Source organism: Pseudomonas sp. 43A (assembly GCF_013363935.1).
Taxonomy (GTDB): Bacteria; Pseudomonadota; Gammaproteobacteria; order Pseudomonadales; family Pseudomonadaceae; genus Aquipseudomonas; species Aquipseudomonas crudilactis.
The window spans coordinates 2,348,218-2,369,196 of record NZ_CP054880.1; the positions used below are offsets into that span (position 1 = coordinate 2,348,218).

16 protein-coding genes are annotated in these 20,979 nt (G+C 58.6%); 8 read left to right on the top strand and 8 right to left on the bottom strand.

The genetic code is table 11. The features are described 5' to 3' along the window. Positions 1-52 precede the first annotated feature (52 nt). The gene (locus HUW52_RS10495; protein WP_175553570.1) at positions 53-844 is read right to left on the bottom strand and encodes a crotonase/enoyl-CoA hydratase family protein; all 792 of its coding nucleotides are present in this window, start codon (positions 842-844) and stop codon (positions 53-55) included. A gap of 423 nt (positions 845-1,267) precedes the next feature. Between HUW52_RS10495 and HUW52_RS10500 the strand changes: the two genes are divergently transcribed. After that, complete coding sequence (locus HUW52_RS10500; RefSeq protein WP_008088238.1) at positions 1,268-2,941, top strand: DEAD/DEAH box helicase; 1,674 nt, start codon at positions 1,268-1,270, stop codon at positions 2,939-2,941. Positions 2,942-3,100: 159 nt separating this feature from the next. Here HUW52_RS10500 and HUW52_RS10505 read toward each other — a convergent pair whose 3' ends face one another. Further along, on the bottom strand, positions 3,101-3,868 hold the full coding sequence (locus HUW52_RS10505; RefSeq protein WP_175553571.1) for a class III extradiol ring-cleavage dioxygenase: 768 nt from the start codon (positions 3,866-3,868) through the stop codon (positions 3,101-3,103). Positions 3,869-3,971: 103 nt separating this feature from the next. On the opposite strand from HUW52_RS10505, the gene HUW52_RS10510 reads away from it, so the two are divergent. Continuing rightward, the gene (locus HUW52_RS10510; protein WP_175553572.1) at positions 3,972-4,619 is read left to right on the top strand and encodes a thiopurine S-methyltransferase; all 648 of its coding nucleotides are present in this window, start codon (positions 3,972-3,974) and stop codon (positions 4,617-4,619) included. A 198-nt stretch (positions 4,620-4,817) separates the two neighbouring features. Here the strand turns inward: HUW52_RS10510 and htpX are convergent, their stop codons facing one another. Beyond that, positions 4,818-5,705 carry a protease HtpX gene (gene htpX, locus HUW52_RS10515; protein WP_007908619.1) on the bottom strand — a complete coding sequence of 296 codons (888 nt, stop codon included), beginning with the start codon at positions 5,703-5,705 and terminating at the stop codon, positions 4,818-4,820. Positions 5,706-6,008: 303 nt separating this feature from the next. Further along, a complete protein-coding gene (locus HUW52_RS10520; RefSeq protein WP_007908620.1) occupies positions 6,009-7,220 on the bottom strand; it encodes a pyridoxal phosphate-dependent aminotransferase in 1,212 nt (403 codons plus the stop codon). Positions 7,221-7,444: 224 nt separating this feature from the next. On the opposite strand from HUW52_RS10520, the gene msrB reads away from it, so the two are divergent. From msrB to HUW52_RS10535, 3 genes are all read left to right on the top strand, one after another. Beyond that, positions 7,445-7,840 (top strand): peptide-methionine (R)-S-oxide reductase MsrB, encoded by a 396-nt coding sequence (msrB, locus tag HUW52_RS10525; RefSeq protein WP_016985486.1) that lies wholly within the window; start codon positions 7,445-7,447, stop codon positions 7,838-7,840. 109 nt (positions 7,841-7,949) lie between these two features. After that, the gene (locus HUW52_RS10530) at positions 7,950-8,435 is read left to right on the top strand and encodes a glutathione peroxidase (protein WP_016985485.1); all 486 of its coding nucleotides are present in this window, start codon (positions 7,950-7,952) and stop codon (positions 8,433-8,435) included. Beyond that, complete coding sequence (locus HUW52_RS10535) at positions 8,432-8,893, top strand: MarR family winged helix-turn-helix transcriptional regulator (protein ID WP_016985484.1); 462 nt, start codon at positions 8,432-8,434, stop codon at positions 8,891-8,893. Before HUW52_RS10530 ends, HUW52_RS10535 begins: the two co-directional genes overlap by 4 nt. Here the strand turns inward: HUW52_RS10535 and HUW52_RS10540 are convergent. After that, entirely contained in the window at positions 8,877-11,198 is a 2,322-nt protein-coding gene (locus HUW52_RS10540; protein ID WP_175553573.1) for a response regulator, read from the bottom strand. The two genes, HUW52_RS10535 and HUW52_RS10540, sit on opposite strands and share 17 nt — an antisense overlap. A gap of 166 nt (positions 11,199-11,364) precedes the next feature. On the opposite strand from HUW52_RS10540, the gene HUW52_RS10545 reads away from it, so the two are divergent. Continuing rightward, complete coding sequence (locus tag HUW52_RS10545) at positions 11,365-12,255, top strand: ATP-binding protein (protein WP_175553574.1); 891 nt, start codon at positions 11,365-11,367, stop codon at positions 12,253-12,255. Then, entirely contained in the window at positions 12,252-12,734 is a 483-nt protein-coding gene (locus tag HUW52_RS10550; protein WP_175553575.1) for a GAF domain-containing protein, read from the top strand. Before HUW52_RS10545 ends, HUW52_RS10550 begins: the two co-directional genes overlap by 4 nt. Here HUW52_RS10550 and HUW52_RS10555 read toward each other — a convergent pair whose 3' ends face one another. Genes HUW52_RS10555 through HUW52_RS10565 form a run of 3 tightly spaced genes read right to left on the bottom strand, consistent with a single transcriptional unit; the run spans position 12,735 to position 19,992 of the window. After that, the gene (locus HUW52_RS10555; protein ID WP_175553576.1) at positions 12,735-15,680 is read right to left on the bottom strand and encodes an HD domain-containing phosphohydrolase; all 2,946 of its coding nucleotides are present in this window, start codon (positions 15,678-15,680) and stop codon (positions 12,735-12,737) included. A gap of 47 nt (positions 15,681-15,727) precedes the next feature. Next, positions 15,728-19,372 (bottom strand): transporter substrate-binding domain-containing protein, encoded by a 3,645-nt coding sequence (locus HUW52_RS10560; protein ID WP_175553577.1) that lies wholly within the window; start codon positions 19,370-19,372, stop codon positions 15,728-15,730. A gap of 8 nt (positions 19,373-19,380) precedes the next feature. Beyond that, positions 19,381-19,992 carry a response regulator transcription factor gene (locus HUW52_RS10565; RefSeq protein WP_256668506.1) on the bottom strand — a complete coding sequence of 204 codons (612 nt, stop codon included), beginning with the start codon at positions 19,990-19,992 and terminating at the stop codon, positions 19,381-19,383. A gap of 633 nt (positions 19,993-20,625) precedes the next feature. On the opposite strand from HUW52_RS10565, the gene HUW52_RS10570 reads away from it, so the two are divergent. Next, positions 20,626-20,937 carry a hypothetical protein gene (locus HUW52_RS10570; RefSeq protein WP_175553579.1) on the top strand — a complete coding sequence of 104 codons (312 nt, stop codon included), beginning with the start codon at positions 20,626-20,628 and terminating at the stop codon, positions 20,935-20,937. Positions 20,938-20,979: the final 42 nt, after the last annotated feature.

Sequence of the window (20,979 nt, forward strand, 5' to 3'; positions counted from 1 at the left end):
CCTTGTAGGAGTGAGCCTGCTCGCGATGGCGTCATGGCAGGCGCCAAATTTTTCAGATCCCCTTGAAGACTCCAGGTCGCCGCTCCACCAACGAGCGCACTCCTTCCTTGGCATCCTCACTGGCCAACAACTTCTTCACCAGCGCCGGCAACCCTTGCGCCGCCGCCGTCTCACCCTCATATCGCGCCTGTCGCGCCGACATCAATGTCGCCTGCACGCCCAACGGCGCCTGCCGGGCAATCCGCTCGGCCAGTTCAATCGCCCGTGGCAACAGATCTTCACTGGCCATGACTTCCTGCACCAACCCCAGATGCAACGCATCGTGGGCATCAAACTCATCGCCGGTCAGCAACCAGCGCATGGCATTACCCCAACCGGCAATCTGCTGAAAACGTAAAGTCGCGCCGCCAAAAGGAAAGATCCCACGCTGCACTTCCATCTGTGCGAAGCGGGTATTGCTCGCACAGAGGTTGATATCGGCTGCCAGCATCAGCTCGATGCCAATGGTCAGGCAATAGCCCTGTGCGGCGACAATCACCGGTTTGCTCACCCGTGGCCCGACGAAAACGCCCCATGGGTCGCAACCACCGGTCGGAACCTGCCAGCCTTGAGCGAGTGCGCCGCTGGCATTCACCAGATCCAGACCAGCGGTAAAGTGTTCGCCATGGCCGAACACCACTGCTACCCGCGCCTCGCTGTCGGCCTCGAACTCGCCGTAGGCCAGGCTCAGCTCATTGAGCAGGTCGAGGTCGAAAGCGTTGCGTTTGGCCGCTCGATCAAGACCGATCAGGTGGACGTGGCCACGGCGTTCACGGCTGACGCGGCCGGGGCAGGGCTGATTCATGGCTGGATCCTCGGGCGGGAAGGGCGGGTGCGGCGACGGAATGCCGCAGGTCGGTGAATCGTTTAAGCGTCATCGCCCGCAGGGCCGGGCCTTTGAAAAATAGACCTTGGCGCGATTATCCGCAAAACCCCGTTACACAGCGGTGACACCAGCATTCAGACGATAAAAAAAGCTCCCTTTTTGGGCAAAATCCGGTATAGTGCGCGCCGGCCTTTAACCGGGCCGCGTTTGGGTAGCGCAATTCCCCGAAGTCAGCTTCGGCTGCACGTCCGCATTGCGGGCTCTTCCCGGACGATTCTTTTTTTCATTCATTCGTTTTCGCAAATCCCCGCCGACAAAGCTGCCAGGGCGACTCTTGAGTCTCAACACGGCATGCGCAGCTTTGGAGCATGGGTCTTTGCGGATGCACTTAGAGGCAGACCCATGACCCAGGAAACCGGCGGATTCGCCGCTTTTAATCTTAACCCGAATATTCTTGCAGCCGTCGCAGCGACTGGCTACGAAGAGCCTTCGGCGATTCAGCAGCAATCGATCCCGATCATCATGGCCGGCCAGGACATGATTGGCCAGGCGCAAACCGGTACCGGTAAAACCGCCGCGTTCGCACTGCCTATCCTGCACCGCATCGATCCTGCCAAGCGCGAACCGCAAGCCCTGATCCTGGCGCCAACTCGTGAGTTGGCGCTGCAAGTAGCAACCGCTTTCGAAACCTACGCCAAGCAAATGCCGGGCGTTACTGTTGTGGCCGTTTACGGCGGCGCGCCGATGGGCCCGCAACTGAAAGCAATCCGTAATGGCGCACAGATCGTTGTCGCCACTCCGGGCCGTCTGTGCGACCACCTGCGTCGTGACGAAAAAGTGCTGTCGACCGTGAACCACCTGGTTCTCGACGAAGCTGACGAAATGTTGAAACTGGGCTTCATGGATGACCTGGAAGTCATCTTCAAGGCTCTGCCAGCGACCCGTCAGACCGTTTTGTTCTCGGCTACCCTGCCGCAGTCGATCCGCGCCATTGCCGAACGCCACCTGCGCGATCCGCAACACGTGAAGATCCAGACCAAGACCCAGACCGTTACCGCAATCGAACAGGCTCACCTGTTGGTTCACGCTGACCAGAAGACTTCGGCCGTTCTCAGCTTGCTGGAAGTGGAAGATTTCGACGCTCTGATCATGTTCGTGCGCACCAAGCAAGCGACCCTGGATCTGGCCAGCGCCCTCGACGCCAAAGGCTACAAAGCCGCGGCGCTGAACGGTGACATCGCCCAGAACCAGCGTGAGCGCGTGATCGACTCGCTGAAAGATGGCCGTCTGGACATCGTTGTTGCGACCGACGTTGCTGCTCGTGGTCTGGACGTTCCGCGCATCACTCACGTGTTCAACGTTGACATGCCGTACGATCCAGAGTCCTACGTTCACCGTATCGGCCGTACCGGCCGTGCCGGTCGCGAAGGTCGTGCACTGCTGCTGGTGACTCCACGTGAGCGCCGCATGCTGCAAGTGATCGAGCGTGTAACCGGTCAGAAAGTCGCTGAAGTCCGCCTGCCGGACGCTCAGGCTGTTCTCGATGCGCGCATCAAGAAACTGACCAACAGCCTGTCGCCGCTGGTCGCTGATGCCGAATCGACTCACGGTGAGTTGCTCGATCGTCTGACTGCAGACATCGGCTGCACTCCGCGTGCTCTGGCTGCTGCGCTGCTGCGCAAAGCCACCAACGGTCAAGCGCTGAACCTGGCTGCGATCGAGAAGGAACGTCCACTGGTGCCGAACAACGCACCGCGTGGCGACCGTCCTGAGCGCACCGGTGATCGTCCTGATCGTGGTGACCGCGAGCGTCGCGCGCCAATGCCTCTGGGCGAAGGCCGTGCTCGTTGCCGTACCGCGCTGGGTGCGCGTGACGGTATCGCTGCGAAAAACCTGCTGGGCGCCATCCTCAACGAAGGCGGTCTGGCCCGTGAAGCGATCGGTCGCATCCAGGTGCGTGACAGCTTCAGCCTCGTCGAGCTGCCGGAAGATGGTCTGGACAAACTCCTGACCAAACTGAAGGACACTCGCGTTGCCGGTAAGCAGCTGAAACTGCGTCGCTATCGCGAAGATTGATCCGCCCTTGGGCTGATTGATCGAACATAAAAAATCCCCGACTGGTTCGGGGATTTTTTTTGTCTGCCTGAAAGATCAAAAGATCGCAGCCTTCGGCAGCTCCTACAGAGGGAACGCATTCCAAATGTAGGAGCTGCCGAAGGCTGCGATCTTTTGCTTTTAACCAAAGCGATAGATGTCCATCCCTAACGCACCCATCGTGAAGCCTTTATGCTCCACGCTGAACTCACCACCCGCACCCCGGGCAAAATACAGCGGCAACAAATGCTCATCACTCGGATGGCTACGCACTGCATTCGGCGCCTGCTGGCGATAATCATGCAGCGCCGCCTCATCGTCCGCCGCCAACTTCTCGATCACCCAGTCACGGAAATCCCGCGCCCACGGCTCGACACTTTCCGGGCCGGCGTGCCAGTCCAGTTCGCGCAGGTTGTGGGTGATGCTGCCGGAGCCGATCAGCAAAACTCCCTGATCCCGCAGACCCGCCAGCGCTCGGCCGACCCGGGTTTGCAGCGCCGGGCCCGCGCGGCTCGGTAGCGAAACCTGCACCACTGGAATATCCGCCTGCGGGTACATCAGCGACAGTGGCACCCAGACGCCGTGATCAAACGGACGTTGCGGATCGAGACGGGCAGGCAAGTTGTTGGCATTCAACAGATCGGCTACCTCAGCCGCCAGTTGCGGATCTCCCGGCGCCGGGTACTGCACTTCAAACAGTGCGCGAGGGAAGCCGCCGAAGTCGTGCCAGGTTTCTGGTTGCGCATGGCTGCTGACCAGCAGTTCGTGGCTCTCCCAGTGGGCGGAGACGATCACGATCGCTTTGGGTTTGGGTAATTCGGCGGCCAGACGCGCCAGCGCCGGGCCACTGGCACCGGGCTCCAGTGCGAGCATGGGAGAACCATGGGAGATAAACAGGCTGGGAAACATGGACGGGTTCCTGAGCGTTAAGATGATTCATCTTCAGTCAGATCATTGATCTAAATCTAATATAAGTTTTAACGCTTTTTGATCGAATTATTGGGAGTGAGACATGCAGCCTGAGTTTTGGCACAAGAAGTGGGATTCGGGGCAGATCGGTTTTCACCTGCCCGAGGTGAATCCGTATTTGCAGCGGCACTGGGCGGTACCGGAAACGGCACGAGTGCTCGTGCCTTTGTGTGGGAAAAGTCTGGATCTGGCGTGGCTGGCCGGACGCGGTCATCAGGTGCTCGGGGTCGAACTCTCGGAAAAGGCCATTGAGGAATTTTTCAGTGAGCATCAGGTACAGCCGCAGATCAGTGAGAAAGGCGCATTCAAGGTCTATCGCAGTGATGCCATCGAATTGTGGTGTGGGGATTTCTTTGCGCTGACAGCGAGTGATGTGGCCGATTGCACGGCGATATACGACCGTGCCGCGCTGATTGCCTTGCCGGCACCGATGCGTGAGCGGTATGCGGCGCATCTTCAGCGGATTCTGCCGCAGGATGTGCACGGGTTGTTGATCACGCTGGATTACGACCAGGCGCAGATCTCCGGGCCGCCGTTTGCGGTGGGGGATGATGAGGTGCAGCGCTTGCTGGGGGATGTCTGGCAGGTGCAGGTACTTGAGGAGCAGGATGTGCTGGGGGGGAGTGGAAAGTTCCTGCAGGCGGGCGTGACGCGGTTGGAGGAGCGGGTCTACCGGGTTTCTCCCCGATAGTTTTTGTCGCCTTTACCGGCCCCTTCGCGAGCAAGCTCGCTCCCACAGTGATTTGTGCTGTGTCACAGATTGTCTAAGTACCGCATAACCCTGTGGGAGCGAGCTTGCTCGCGAAGAGGCCGGCACTGTCGACCCATAATCCAAAGATATGAAAAAGGCCCGCATCACTGCGGGCCTCTTGTTTTTACGCCATGCTGATCAACCGCGACGACGCAACGCGTCGATACGCTCTTCCAGCGGCGGGTGGCTCATGAACATGCGGGCAAAGCCCTGTTTGATGCCACCGTTGATGCCAAAGGCGTTCAGGGTGTCGGGCATGTGCACCGGCAGGCCCTGTTCGGCGCGCAGGCGTTGCAGTGCGCCGATCATCGCGCTGGTGCCGGCCAGACGTGCGCCGGCTTCGTCGGCACGGAATTCGCGCTTGCGCGAGAACCACATGACGATCGCACTGGCCAGAATACCCAGCACCAGTTCGGCGAAGATGGTTGCCACGTAGTAGGCGATGCCCTGGCCTTCTTCGTTCTTGAAGATCACTTTGTCGACGAAGTTGCCGATGATCCGCGCAAAGAACATCACGAAGGTGTTCACCACGCCCTGGATCAGCGCCAGGGTGACCATGTCGCCGTTGGCGACGTGACCGATTTCGTGGGCCAGTACAGCTTTCACTTCATCGGGCGAAAAACGCTCGAGCAAGCCCTGGCTGACCGCGACCAGCGCGTCGTTCTTGTTCCAGCCGGTGGCGAACGCGTTCGCTTCATAGGCTGGGAAAATACCGACTTCGGGCATCTTGATCCCGGCTTCGCGGGACAGTTGCTCGACGGTTTGCAGCAGCCATTGCTCATGCCGGGTACGTGGCTGGCTGATGATCTGGGTGCCGGTGCTCATCTTCGCCATCCACTTGGAGATGAACAGCGAGAACAGCGAGCCGGCGAAACCAAAGACTGCACAGAAAACCAGCAGCTGACTAAGGTCGAGATCAACCCCGTTGGCCGCCATGAACCCGTTGAAGCCGAACAGGCTCAGGGTGATGCTGGCTATCAGCACGACCGCCAGGTTAGTGGCCAAAAACAGCAGGATGCGCATCATGGTTGTAGAAATCTCCTCAAGCTAAAGATGTAGCGTACTGCGGGGTATATAAGGTGCCGAACCGGGCTATTCAACTGAGTGACTATTTCAAACTGTGTCCTACAGCGGATTCTTCAGTGCTCGGCACATTTCCCACAACGGATAACGATAGGGATGACGACCAGCCGCGACCCGTCGCCATTACGCCGGACGCAGGTAACCAGTATGAATCGCAAGTGTAGAAGGCGTGCGCGGAGGTGGAACGCAGAAGTGTTGCTGAATCAGACAGTGCGCAACGTTTGGCCGTTGCGCACTGCTGGCCAGTTACTGGCGGTACGACTTGAGGAAGTTGCCGATGCGGCCGATGGCCATTTCCAGGTCGTCGACGCGGGGCAGGGTGACCACGCGGAAGTGATCCGGCCACGGCCAGTTGAACGCTGTGCCTTGCACCACCAGCAGCTTCTCGGAGAGCAGCAGGTCGAGGACGAATTTCTCGTCGTTGTGGATCGGGCAGACTTTCGGATCGATTTTCGGGAACGCATACAGCGCGCCCATCGGCTTGACGCAGCTCACACCCGGAATGTCATTGAGCAGCTCCCAGGTGCGGTTGCGCTGTTCGAGCAAACGACCCTGCGGCAGCACCAGATCATTGATGCTCTGATAGCCACCCAATGCGGTCTGGATCGCATGCTGGCTCGGCACGTTGGCGCACAGGCGCATGTTGGCCAGCATGTCGATGCCTTCGATGTAGCTCTGGGCGTTGTGTTTCGGCCCGGAGATGGCGATCCAGCCAGAGCGGAAACCGGCTACGCGGTAGGACTTCGACAGACCGTTGAAGGTCAGGCAGAGCAGGTCCGGCGCCAGCGACGCGGTGCAGATGTGCACGGCATCGTCGTACAGAATCTTGTCGTAGATTTCGTCGGAGAACACCACCAGGTTGTGCGCACGGGCGATTTCCAGCATGCCCAGCAATACTTCCTTCGAATACACCGCGCCGGTCGGGTTGTTCGGGTTGATGATCACCATGGCTTTGGTGTTCGGGGTGATCTTGGCCTTGATGTCGGCCAGATCCGGGAACCAGTCGGCACCCTCGTCGCACAGGTAATGCACGGCGTTGCCACCGGCGAGGCTGACGGCAGCGGTCCACAGCGGGTAGTCAGGGGCCGGCACCAGCACTTCGTCGCCGTTGTTGAGCAGCGCCTGCAGCGACATCACGATCAGTTCGGACACGCCGTTGCCCAGATAGATGTCTTCGATACCGACACCTTCGACATTCTTTTGCTGGTAGTACTGCATCACCGCTTTGCGCGCGCTGAACAGGCCTTTGGAGTCGCTGTAGCCTTGCGCGGTCGGCAGGTTGCGGATCACGTCCTGAAGGATTTCGTCCGGCGCTTCGAAACCAAACGGCGCCGGGTTGCCGATGTTCAGCTTGAGGATGCGCTGGCCTTCCTCTTCCAGTCGTTTGGCGTGCTTGAGCACCGGGCCGCGAATGTCGTAGCAGACGTTGGCGAGCTTGTTCGATTTGCTGAACTGCATGGCGATGTGATCCCGAAAATGAACGATCCAGGCGGCGAATGGACAACCGTGCTGGGATTCCTGTGTTTTCACACAGGCGGACGTCTTGAGCCGTGGCTCCCATAATCCGTTTGAATGCGCCCGGTCTGGCTGCCAGACTGGTGCGTGACGAGGCGCAATCATACGTGCCGCCCGATCCGTGGAAAAGGTACAGATCGGGCTTTTTCAGCCGCTGAGGTGTGATGATGGAAAAGTTGGAAAAAACCCTGGAAGAATGGCGTGAAATGCTCGACCCCGAGCAGTACAACGTTTGCCGTCTGAGTGCCACCGAGCGCCCGTTCTCCGGCAAATACAACGACACCAAGACCGACGGTGTCTACCACTGCGTTTGCTGCAATGAGCCGCTGTTCGACTCCAAGACCAAATTCGACTCCGGCTGCGGCTGGCCGAGCTTCTACGCGCCGATCGGCGAAAGCGCCATGACTGAAATCCGTGACATCAGTCACGGCATGATCCGTACGGAAGTGAAGTGCGCGCGCTGCGATGCGCATCTGGGCCATGTGTTCCCGGACGGCCCGCCGCCGACTGGTTTGCGTTATTGCATCAATTCGGTTTGCCTGGATCTGGTTCCACGCGCATAAACGAATGAAGGCGACCTTCGGGTCGCCTTATTATTCGATAATTGAATTGCACACAATTTAATTGCTCGCTATGTTTGATCTTTCTTGACTGTCTGCGGAGCCCGACGCCATGAGCGACAACCTGTTGAACATTCCGTGCACCACCATCAAGGGGGAGCAAAAGACCCTCGCCGATTTCGCCGGTAAAGCGGTTTTAGTGGTCAACACCGCAAGCAAATGCGGTTTCACTCCACAGTACAAAGGCCTCGAAGAACTGTGGCAGACCTACAAGGATCAGGGGCTCGTGGTTTTGGGCTTCCCGTGCAATCAGTTCGGCAAGCAGGAGCCAGGTAACGAAGGGGCGATCAGTGAGTTCTGCGAGCTGAACTTCGGCGTCAGCTTCCCGCTGTTCAAGAAGATCGACGTTAACGGTGGAGACGCGCATCCGCTGTTCGTGCAACTGAAAAAACGCGCGCCGGGCCTGCTTGGCTCCCAGGGCATCAAGTGGAACTTCACCAAGTTCCTGATTGGCAAGGACGGAAAACTGGTCAAGCGTTTTGCCCCGACCACCAAGCCGCAGGAGCTGAGCGGCGAGATCGAAGCCCTGCTCAAATGAACAGCTTGCCGGTCGATTCGCTGAAGCTCGACAACCAGTTGTGCTTCAAGCTGTACGCCGCCTCTCGGGCGGTGATTCGTGCCTACAAACCGATGCTCGATCAGCTCGGCCTGACGTACCCGCAATACCTGGCGATGCTGGTGTTGTGGGAATGGCAGGACGCTGCGCCGGAGCAACCGACGGTCAAGGCGTTGGGCGAGCGTCTGGCGCTGGACTCGGGCACGCTGACGCCATTGCTCAAGCGTCTGGAACAGTTGCAATGGGTACAGCGCCAGCGTTCAACGCGTGACGAGCGCGAAGTGCACCTGAGTCTGACGCCGGCAGGCCAAGCCTTGCGCGAGCAGGTCGGGCCGCTCAAGGCCCGATTGCTGTGCGACAGCGGGGTGGATCTGGACCGTCTCAATGCGTTGCGTGACGGCCTCGATCACTTGCTGGGGCAGATCAAAGCGCTGTCGTAGTCGGGATCCATTGATCGAGCAGTGCCGCGAGTTCTTCACGGCGAAACGGCTTGGCCAGATAGTCGCTCATGCCGGCTGCGCGGCAGCGTTCGCGTTCTTCGGACATGGCGTTGGCGGTCAGAGCGACGATGGGCAGGCTCGGCCAGCGCCCGCTTTGACGGATCTGTCGGCTGGCTTCGTAGCCATCCATCACGGGCATGTTGCAGTCCATCAGCACCAGATCGAATTCGTGATACTCCAACTGATCCAGCGCTTCGGCACCGTGGGCGGCGACGATGACCTCGCAGCCCAGTTTGCCGAGCATGCCTTTGGCCACCAGTTGATTGACCGGGTTGTCCTCGACCAGCAACACCCGCCCGCGCCGCACCGAGGGAGACGTTTCCAGCTGCGCATCGTTAACGGCGACCACATCCGGTTGCAGGGTACGTCGCAGGTTCTGGTACAGCGCATTACGCGCCAATGGTCGGGCCTGTTGCTGCAGAGGTGCGAGTGCGGCGGCTTCTTCGCTGGGCAGGAAACTGCCGTAGGCGGTTACCAGCAAAATCGGCGCCCCAAGCGTCGGGCGCAAACCGAACAGACACTCCGGACAATCGGTGATCACCACGTCCGGCGTCAGGCCCAGCAGTGAGTCATCGATGGTGCGCTGCTCATATGTAAGTCCCCACACCGGCAGCAGGCTCTGCAACAGTTCCGCCAGTCCACTGCTGGCAGCGGTGATGGCGAGGATTTTTCCGTGCAGCGGCGCCGGAACCAGTGCGCGGGTATGACACGGCAATGGCAGCTCGGCACAGAACTGACTGCCGAACCCGGTTTCGGAACTGATGGTCAGACGCCCCTGCATGGCTTCGCAGAGGTTGTAGGTCAGCGCCAGACCCAGCCCGGTGCCGCCGTATTGTCGAGTAATGCCGGCGCCCGCTTGAGTGAACGGCTGGAAGATTTTCAGCTGCGCGTCCTGGGCGATCCCGATGCCGGTGTCGCAGACCTCGACGCGCACGCCATCCTTGTAGGACGACAAGCGCACATCCACCCGGCCGAAGCGGGTAAATTTCAGCGCGTTGGACAGCAGATTACTGACGATCTGCCGCACGCGGGTCGGATCGCCCAGCACCAGTGCCGGGAAGTGCGGGTCGATCAGGCAGGTCAGTTCGACGCTCGGCGCGGCATTCTGCGACAGCAGATTGGCGGTGTCTTCGATCAATGAGCCGAGATCGAACGGAATGTGTTCGAGTTCCAGTTGGCCGGCATCGAACTTGGACAGGTCGAGGATATCGTTGAGCAGCTCAACCAGGACCTTGCCCGAGTCGTGGGCGATCGACAGTTGTTGCTGCTGCTCGGCGTTCAGCGGCCCGTCGAGCGACAGCGCGATCATCCCCAGCAGACCGTTGAGCGGTGTACGGATCTCGTGGCTCATATTGGCGAGAAACGCCGAACGGGCTTCGGCCATTTCCAGCGCGGTGCTGCGAGCTACTTCGAGTTCCTGATTGGACTGGCTCAGCCGTGCGTTGATCGCCTTGAGTTCAGCGGTGCGCGCCGAGACGATGTTTTCCAGTTGTCCGAGGTAGTCGGTCAGACGGTCTTCGGCGTTGCGCCGCTGCTGGATCTCGGTGGCGATGTTCTCGAATTGTTGATTGGCGACTTTGACCAATACGCCGATTTCATCATTGGCGTGCCCGGCCGGACACTCCAGTGTGGTCGGTTCGGCACTGCGCGGATCGCGTCCGCTGAGCTCACGGATGACCCGCACCAGCGGCTTGGTCAGCATCACGTAAAACAGTGCCAGCAAAAGGCCGGTGAGGATCAGGCTGCGGGCGAAACCGTTGAGCAGGGTGACTTCGGCCCGGCGCAGGAAGCGGCTGCCGAATGCGTAGGTGTCGACTTCCAGGCTCAGCACACCGAGGGACTCGCTGGGCAGATGGTCGAGATAGAGGCGATCCTCGAACTGGCGTTTGGCACCGAACAGAAAGTCGCTGATCACCCGGTAGCCGCTTTGCAGTTCCGGGCGTTTGACGCTGGCCAGCACAGTATTGTTGTTATCGGTCAGTCGTGCAGAAATGATCGCCGGTGAGCGCAACAGGCCCAAGGCGAGTTCCTGAGCGAGTTCGGCATCGATGTTGTAGGCGATACGTGATGCCGGGTTATGGCTGATTTCCAGCAAAGACAGGATTTCCCGGTTGATGGAAGCGTCTTCACTGGCATAATCGATGCCGATTTGCAGCAGGCTGAGCAGCGTGCCCAGAATGAACCCGACCAGCACGGTAAGCCTGGCTTGCTTGTAAGACAGCCGGTGGGTGAATTTGATATCCATGGGGTGTTGAACCACTTCCGTTTCCCTTCGCTGCTCAAGCATAGTCGATCATGTATGGATACCGAGGTTCCCGAATCGCCTTGTAACAAGGCTTGGTAGGGTGATTTTTATCTGTGTGTCGTCGCTGGATCGTCATCATCACTGTGAACGTGCCCGAGGAGAAGACGTGGATTCCCGATTGAATGCTTTTCTTGAACGCGCCGAGTCGGTTCTGGCGCGGATCGAACCGTTGTTGCCGGCACCACGGCCGGTGATCGACTGGGGCACTTGTCTGGCGGCGCGCTGGCAGCGCGACGGGCGCAGCGGCTACTTGTTGCCGCTGGAAGTCAGCCTCGACATGCGCCTGTCCGACCTGATCGGTGTTGACCGTCAGCTCGAACAACTGGGGCGCAACACCCAGCAATTTCTCGATGGCATGCCGGCCAACCATGCGCTGCTGTGGGGTTCGCGCGGTACTGGCAAGTCCTCGCTGGTGCGGGCGTTGTTGGCAGAACACGCCGCCGCCGGCCTGCGCCTGATCGAGATCGAGCGCGATCATCTGGCGGATCTGCCGCGTGTGGTCGAGCAGATCGGCAAATTGCCACAACGTTTCGTATTGTTCTGCGATGACTTGTCGTTCGAATCCGGTGAGGGTGATTATCGCGTGCTCAAAAGCGTGCTCGACGGCTCGCTTGAACAGGCGCCGGACAACGTTTTGCTGTACGCCACTTCCAACCGTCGCCACCTGGTGCCGGAGAAGGAAAGCGACAACGAAAACTGGAAACGCGTCGACGGCGAACTGCACCCCAGCGAGGCCGTTGAAGACAAGATTGCGCTGTCGGACCGTTTCGGTCTGTGGCTGTCGTTCTACCCGTTTACCCAAGAACATTTCCTTAACGTCGTCGAACACTGGATCGGCCAATTGGCGGCCAAGGCCGGCCTGAGCTGGCAGCGCGATGACGAACTGGACATCCTCGCCGTGCGTTGGGCCACTGGCCGCGGTAATCGCAACGGACGTTGCGCGTACCAATTCGCCCGTTACTGGGTGGGACTGAAATTGTTGGAGCAAAAGGCATGATTGATTTGCAACAAAGCGGCCAAGGCCTCGAAGGCTATGGCATGTTGGCCGCACAACTGGAATCGCTGCTGGCGGACGAGCGCGATTTCATCGCCAACGCCGCGCAGTTTTCGGCGTTCCTGTTCAACCAGCTCGATGACCTGAACTGGGCGGGTTTTTATCTCAATCGCAACGAGGAGCTGGTGCTCGGCCCGTTCCAGGGCCAGATCGCCTGCGTGCGCATTCCGTTCGGTCGTGGTGTGTGCGGTGCGGCGGCGGCCAGTCGGCAAACCCAGCGCGTCGAAGACGTGCATGCATTCCCCGGCCATATCGCCTGTGACAGCGCTTCGAACAGTGAACTGGTCGTGCCGTTGGTCAAGGAAGGGCGCCTGATCGGTGTACTCGACCTCGACAGCCCGAAACTGGCGCGTTTTGCTGAGCAGGATCAGGCCGGTATCGAGCAACTGGCGGCAATTTTCCTGCGTCTGACCGACTGCTGATCACGCGCTGAGGCCAGCCTTGTGCAACAGGCTGGCCGGATCGACCTTGTCGATCTGCGCGGGATCGAGAAAACGCATGGCGTATTGCATGTAAACGCCTTCGTTGATGAACAATCCAAACAGCTCGGCATCGATGTGCGCCTCACGGCACATGGTGGCCATGATCGCCAACGCCTCACTCAAGGTTTTCGCTTTCTTGTATGGGCGATCGGCTGCGGTCAGCGCTTCGAAGATATCGGCAATCGCCATCATCCGCGCCGGCAGGCTCATGTCTTCACGCTTCAGGCGTTTCGGGTAACCGCTGCCGTCCATTTTTTCATGATGACCACCGGCGATTTCGGCAATGCTGTCGAGGTGGCCGGGGAAGGGCAGGTGGCTGAGCATCATGATCGTCTGCACCATGTGATGATTGATCACGTAACGCTCCTCGCGGGTCAGGGTACCGCGGCTGATGCTCAGGTTGTATAGCTCGCCACGATTGTATTTGTAGCGCGGCACATCCAGCTTGAAGCCCCACGGATTGTCTTCGGGAATCAACTCGTTCGGGTCCCGTTCGAGCAAGTGCTCGGGCTTGTCCGCCAGAAGCTTTTCACTGATCGGCAAGATCGGTGGGGGCGTGCGCGCCTGACGCCGGTTCTCTTCCCAGGACACGCCCAGACGGTCATCGAGGGTGCGCATCCAGGTGCGCCCGGCCAAACGGTCAAGGCGTTGCAGATCCGCTTCGGCCATGGCTTCACTGCCCAGATTACAACGCGCGACAAACGCAAAGTCGTCGTCCAGCGCCGTCAGTGTGGCGTCGCGCAGCGCAGCCAATGCGGTTTCATCACCGCCCAAGGTCCGAGCCTGCCAATAGCCGATCCAGGCGTCGCGCTTGAGCACTTCGAAACGGGTGCGGATCTCATGAATGCGGTCGCTGATGGTTTCCAGTTTGGTCGCCTTGTCGACCACGTATTCCGGCGTCGTTACCTTGCCGCAATCGTGCAGCCAAGCGGCAATGTGCAAGGCTTCCCATTCATCCTCGCTCGGCTGATAGGCACTGAATGCTGGTGCCTGACTGGCGGCCGCTGCCTGGGCGAGCATCAGCGTCAGCTCTGGCACGCGCTGACAATGGCCGCCGGTATAAGGACTCTTGGCGTCGATGGCGCCGGCAAGTAATTGAATAAAGGCGTCGAGCAACTGCTTCTGGCGGGCTTGCAGGCGCTGGCTTTCGATGCTCACTGCGGCAGCGCCTGACACCGCCTGCAAGAAAGCGATACGGTCAGGGCGCAGTTTTTCCAGGTCGGCTGCCGTGCCGCTGTCGTTCACCAGCAGGATCAACAGACCGATGGTTTCGTCGTGGCGATTGTGCAGGCGGATGCCGATCAGATGAACCCGTGGCGATTGCATCACCAACAGGACTTTTTGCAGATCGGCGGCCTGATCGACGCCGAAATTGCTCACGACATTGTTGGCGCTGACCAATTGTTCGAACCACACCGGGCCTCTGCTTTGTTGCAGATCGTGGCCCTGAATGTCGAACGCTTCCAGTGCCTGAGGCGTGCCATTGATCACTAATCCGTATGGCTCCATACGGCTGCTGTCGCTTTCACGCAGATAGATCAACCCTGCCTGCGCCTGGGCGATCTGCACCGTTTCGAACAGTACCCGTTGCAGCAATGGGGCGAATCGGGTTTCGGCGCCCAAAGTGTCGGTGATGCGGAAGAAACTCGCCAGCGTGTCTTTCATGCGCGCCATCGACACGCTCAACTGGTCGACTTCCAGTACCGGCGAGCGTCGAGCCAGCGGAAAGTTGAAATCGAAGCTGCGGATCGCGTCGGCTTCCTTGACCAGCGCATGCAGCGGTTTGACCAGAATCCGCGAGATTACCCAACCCAGTGGCAGGCACAACAGCAAGGTGGCCAAGGTAATCAACGCGCCTTGCCAGCGCATGCGATAGGCATCGACCAGCAATTCGTCTTCCGGGACCAGGAGTGCCAGCTGCAAGCCTTTGGGGCCACCTTCCTCAATGCTGCTGCGAGCGACTATCCATTGTCGGCCGTCGACTTCCAGTCGCTTGCCTGTGTGCTCTGCGGACAGCAACGCGTGCAGGCTCGGGCTCAGGTCCGTCGCTTTGGCCAGATGCGTGGAGCTGTCGTCGACGATCAGACGGCTGCTGTCGGGGTATGCCACGGCGTTACCGTCGGCATCGAACAGGGCAATGTCGGTGGAGGGCGTGACGACATGTTTGCTCAGGGTCGCAGAAAGTGCAGCCAGCGTCAGGTCGGCACCGATTACTGCGTTTTCACCACTGCGCCGGGCCAGTGTGGTGCCGACATTGTGGGTTGAAAAAAACACGTAGGGTTCGGTGGTGATCTGTTCGGTTTGCTGGCGGGCATTGATGAACCAGGCGCGGTTGCGCGGATCATAAGGGTCGCCGGTATTTTCCTGATGGCCGATCGGGGTCAGGGCCTGATCGAAGAACAGCGATTGCGAGCGCACTTTCCCTTGCGGGTCATGCTCGATGCTCCAGACCTGATACAGCGCCGCTTCCGGAGCCTTGAGCAGGGCTTTCATCGCCGAGGTGCGAAGCGGGCGCACCATGAAGAAATCACCGTTGGCATAACCCAGATACAGCGAGGCCAGGTTCGGGTTATCACTGAGCGACTGGCTGAATGGCCTGAGCAGCGGCAATCGTTGTTCCAGGGCCAAAGCCTGTGTAGCGGGATTGACCGCCAACAGGCTCAACAAATGGCGGATCGGCTGATAGGTGGCGGACAGGTCGAGCCGCACGTCCTGTTCGATCCGGCTGAACAACTTGTCGCTGCTCGACAGGATGATCTGCGTGGTCTGGCGATAATTGAACAACCCCAGCACCACGCCGGTGAGCAGCAGGAGAAACGTGAACATGACACTGATGTGCACGTGCAGCGGGAACCGGCGCTGTTCCGGGCGCAGTGGGCTGGGCATTTCAGGTTCTCCATGATGTTTAACTCACTGCTCAGCGCCAAGCATAGTTAAGGCACGCTCATCGTGCCTTGATCGGACAATGCCAATTGTTGCTGCAAGGCTTGCTCCAGTTCGAGTATCGCCCGGTTGATCGCCTCGCAACGACGAGCGATCTCATTTGTCGCCAAGTCTTGCGTGCAGGCGAGCTCCAGGGCATCGCAGCATTCGATCACCCGTGATGCCTGAGCGATGCGTGCAGCCCCCTTGATCTTGTGAGCGACTACCGCCAAGGCTCCGCGATCATCCTGCGGCGACAGCGCGAGCAGTTCCTGTCGGTCGAGGCGGCTGCTCTTGAGCAGTTCAACCAGCAAACGCCGGGCCTGGGCGGGGTTGCCGCCCGTCAACATGTTCAGACTTCGCAGGTTGAATGGCGGTGTGGACGACGTCGCTGCGATGCCGTCGATCCATTGGCTGAGCAGACTCAGGCTCAGGGGCTTGAACAGGCAGTCGTTCATGCCTGCCTGTTTGCAACGCTGGATTTCCTCAGGTTGCGCATTCGCCGTGAAACCCAACACCGAGCAAGGTGGGAGGCGGTTCTGCAGCTCATGCTGGCGAATGGCGCGCGTCAGTTCATAACCGTTCATCAAAGGCATGTTGCAATCGACAATCACCAGATCGAAGGCGCCTTCTTTCCACCGCTCGAGTCCGCTACAGCCATTCTCGGCGATGCTGAAGTGATGGCCGAGAAACTCCAGTTGCTGACACATCAACAAACGATTGGCCGGGTGATCATCCACCACCAGAACGTGTAGCGGTGTCTGCGAGGTCTTGATCGCTGGCTCATCCCTGGCCGCGCTCGCCTGTGCCGGCAAGCTGTCCAGGGGCAGGGAAACGCAGACCTGCGTTCCGATGCCGGGCTGGCTGCTCAATTGCAACTGGCCGCCCATCATTTCACACAGGTTGCGACTGATCACCAATCCCAGACCTGCGCCACTTCGGGCTTGCTGAGGGCTATTTTCCGCCTGGGCAAAGGGCTCGAACAATTGTTGCTGATCCTCTGCACAGATACCCACACCGCTGTCTTGTACGGTCAATTGCATCAGAACCCGCCCTGGCACATCCGTGGTCATGAGGTCGACGCTGATTCTGATGTGTCCTTGCTCAGTGAATTTGATGGCGTTGCTGATCAGATTGGATAGCACTTGCTTGAAACGCAGTGGGTCCAGGTATACATCGACCGCTAGATCCGGCGGATTGAAGATGACTTGCAAAGCGAGATTCTTCTGCCGGGCCAGGCCGTCGAAGATTCTTGCGACAGACGCTACTGTGTCCACCAGGTTGACCCGTTCCGGGCACAGGCTCAGGCGTCCGGATTCGATCCGTGCGATGTCGAGGATGTCGCCGATCAAACCCAGCAGATCCTTGGCCGAATGGTAGGCAGTGTCGATCGAAGAGCGATCCGGATGGTGTTGATCGATGCGTTTGAGCGTCAGTTCAAGCATGCCGATCACCGCATTCATGGGCGTACGGATTTCATGGCTCATGGTGGCCAGGAATGTACTTTTCGCCCGGTTGGCGTCATCTGCCTGTTCCTTGGCCGCACGCAGTTCCTCAAACAGCTGTCGGCGTTCGCTGATGTCGATCCAGCCACCGATGATGCCTTTCACGTCGCCGCTGGAGTCCCGATACGGCAGTATCCAGTGATAGATCGTCAGGCGTCGTTTGCCGATGTGCAAAGGCCGGTCGAGCACCAGCGCAGTGCCTTCGGTGACCACTCGCTGATAGTCGGCATGAAAGGCCTGAGCCTCGAAAGCGTTGCTCAGGGTGCCCTGCATGACGCTTTTGCCTATCACGTCCTCACGCTTGGCATTGAACACTTCGAGATAACTGTCATTGCAACTCTGCAGCAGACCCTGCCGATCGCGTACGTAGATCGGATGCGGCGTACCGTTGACCAGCGAGCGCATGAATTCGAACTGATCGTTCAAGGCCCGCTCAGCCGCCTGGCGCTGTTTGATCTGGTGTCGCATGTAGGCGTTCCAGGCAAGCAAGAGCAACAGCAGCAGGCAGGCGCCAATGATCACCTGATAGAACAGGCGCTGGTAATTGCGCCAGATGTTTTGCGAGGCGCTGGAGTATCCACGCCAGCGCCCGTTGATGACGCCGAGTTCTTCCGGGGAAATGCTCAGAAGCGCTTTGTTGATGATCGAGCCCAGTTCCGTGTTGTCACGTGCGGTTGCCAGAGAAAACTCGGCCTGACCGGTGCCGATGGTGGTAGTGATCTGCAGCGCCCGCTCGAAGATTTGCGACGAAATGAAGTAGTTGGCGATCACCAGTGAATTCACCGCACCGTCGACATGGCCTTTGGCGAGCAGCGAGACGGCGCTGAAGGTATCTGCGGTTTCGATCAACTGGATCCGTGGAAATTCGCGTCGCAGGTACTCGACCAGTGGATTGCCTTGGGCGATCGCCAGTTGCTTGCCTTTGAGCTGACCCAGGTTAGTCGGACTGTCGGCACTCTTGCGCGTCAGCAGCACATAGGAGTTTTCCAGATAGGGCCGACTGAAACTCAGGGTTTTTTCTCGCTCGGCGGTCGGCAGCAAGGCCGCGATGAGATCGGCTTGGTGGTCATTGATCTGTTTGATCATCTCGGCGTCGTTGCGGCTGCGATGGACCTCGAAGCGCAGGCCGGTGCGCAGGCGAATCAGTTCGAGAAGATCGGCGCTGATCCCGCGAAAATTGCCAGCGTCATCGAAGAACGTCAGCGGCGCATAAGCCTCATTCACCACCACGCTCACTACCGGATGCTGCTGCAGCCATGTTTCTTCGCGTTCGGTCAGTAGCAGTTTCTGGTCGGTGAGCAGCAGGTCGCTGCCGGCGCTCCAGCGTTTGGCGATGTTCTCGCGTTCGCTCCGCGGCACCGCTTTAAGCACGGCGTCGACGATATTCAATAACTGCGGATTGTTTTGACGCACGGCGAAGCTGAATCCCTGGGCTTCCTGTTTGCCGAAATTGGCCATGCGCACGTTATTGAGGTAGCCCTTGTTGATCATGTAGTGGGTGGAAATCGTGTCGCCGAGAAACACATCGGCCTGGTCGAACGCCACGGCGTTAATGGCATTCTGGTAGGAGGGATAGCAGGTGATGAGCGCTTTGGGATACAGCGCCTTGACCTCGTGCAGAGGCAGATAGTGATAGACCATGCTCAGGCGCAATCCCGCCAGGCCTTTACTCAGGCTGCGGGTTTCACCTTCGCGGGTAACGAGCACAGGTTGATCGTTGGCATACGGTTCGGACAGCGCAAGGTTGGCATTGGCGGCTTCATAGCCGTTGGCTGTCCCGAGCAGGTCAATCTGACCATCGACCAAAGCGCGAATGGCAGCCTCCCGGGAGGCAAAACGTTTGACCCTGATCGGCAAACCGGTGGCTTGAGCGACAAGCCCGACATAGTCGGCGGTGAGGCCTTCATAATCACGACCGCTGACGGTCATGTCGAAGGGTGGATAGTCAGGAGCGGAGGTTCCGAGTATCAACTCGTCGCGTGTTTGCAGCCACTGTCGTTGAGACTGTTCCAATACAACCGGCACCGGCTCGCCTGCCGATCGGCTGAGCAAGGCATAGTCCGGTGAATCAACGGGCATGGCAAACACATTGGCACTCAGGTACAGGCCTGTGCTCAATGCAATTAAATAGTCTTTTAAACGACTGGGCATGCGGGGTCTCACACGAGTGCGTTGCGTTTGGCCATCTCGATAAGTTCTACAAGGGATTTGGCTTTGAGTTTTTGCATCAGGCGTTTTTTATAGGTACTGACCGTTTTATTGCTGAGAAACATGCCCTTGGCTATTTCCTTGTTGGTACGGCCTTGGGCAAATAACTGCAAAACCATTAATTCGCGATCATTGACGGATTTGAAAAGTTCCAGTTCCGCATAACGGATATCGTCGCTGCGAACCGGATTCAACGCCTGGCTGGGGAAATAGTTGTAACCGGACAGCACCGCTTTTATCGCACTGACCAGTTCGCTCAAGTCTTCCTGTTTACAGACATACCCGGAAGCACCGGACTGCATGCAACGAATACCGAATAACGTCGGACATTGGGCAGTCAGCACCAGGGTTTTGAGCGGCGAACTCATGGCGTTGAAACGGGCAAGAACCTCCAGGCCATCGAGTTTGGGAATGCTGATGTCGAGAATGATCAGGTCCGGCATGCACTCGCGCACCATTTGCATGGCATCGACCCCGTTGTCGGTTTCGCCGACGACCTTGTAGCCTTCATGTTCCAGCAGCATTCGAACGGCGAGACGGATGACCGGGTGATCGTCGACAATAAAAACGTTTTGTGGACAGACATCTCTTTGGTGTCAAAAGCCCTTAGGCTTTGAGCTGCACCTGCACCTGCACCTGCACCTGCACCTGCACCTGCATTAACAAGCTTAAGCTCTGCTTTCGATAGGGAGTGCTCTTAGCTTGGTGTTACTGACACACCACTATCTATGGCATACCCCGGAAGCCGGTTTGCTTTTGACCCCCTAAACCGGCCCATATCGATGCATAGTCGATCTCGCCAGTTCAAGCCTGTTAGGGGGGGGCGATACTGGGGAGCTTTGGCCTGGCTTACGAACCCCTCACGATCCATAAAGATCGCGACGGATATGGGCCAGCGGATTTCACAATGCAGCGCAATGACGATAGTATTGTGCCATTACTCAGGGACACCCGGATGCCCAGTAGCCCTCGCCTAGCGGGTGAGGAGGGCGATAGGAGCTCGGCATGGATCAGCTACGCCACAGAAACGCAGGCAGACAATCATCATATCCCGAGGCCGGTAGTTGGGATTCTTCGTCGTGCCTGCGATTTGACGAGCGTCCGCTTGAAAGCCCGAAATCCTAGAAGCCCAACAATTCAAGAACCCAGACGAATTACCCATACGAACAATATCTCAATAACCTAGGTACTCATGCATGAGTGAGCAGGAACAGGGACAGGAAAACGGACAGGAACAGAAGCAGGAATACGTTTTTCATCCCGCTGATCTGGTCGAATACGCAATGGATAAGCCCATTGGAGCAGCCCGTGCGGCGCTCACAATTGGGCTGGAAGGCGCTGATGTTTACCCTGATATCATCATTGGTGAACTGGTAGGGAACATGGAGTTGAATCAGCGTTTCCTGAAGAAGCTCACGAGTGCTTTGCGGAATAATCCGAGCAAAATTATTGGTGATATGCCAAATCGTATCCTAGCTCTTCAGTTGGAGCGCGACCTCGGATTATGATGTTTTCATATAGTAATTCAGCAATCAGAGTACCTTTCCGGG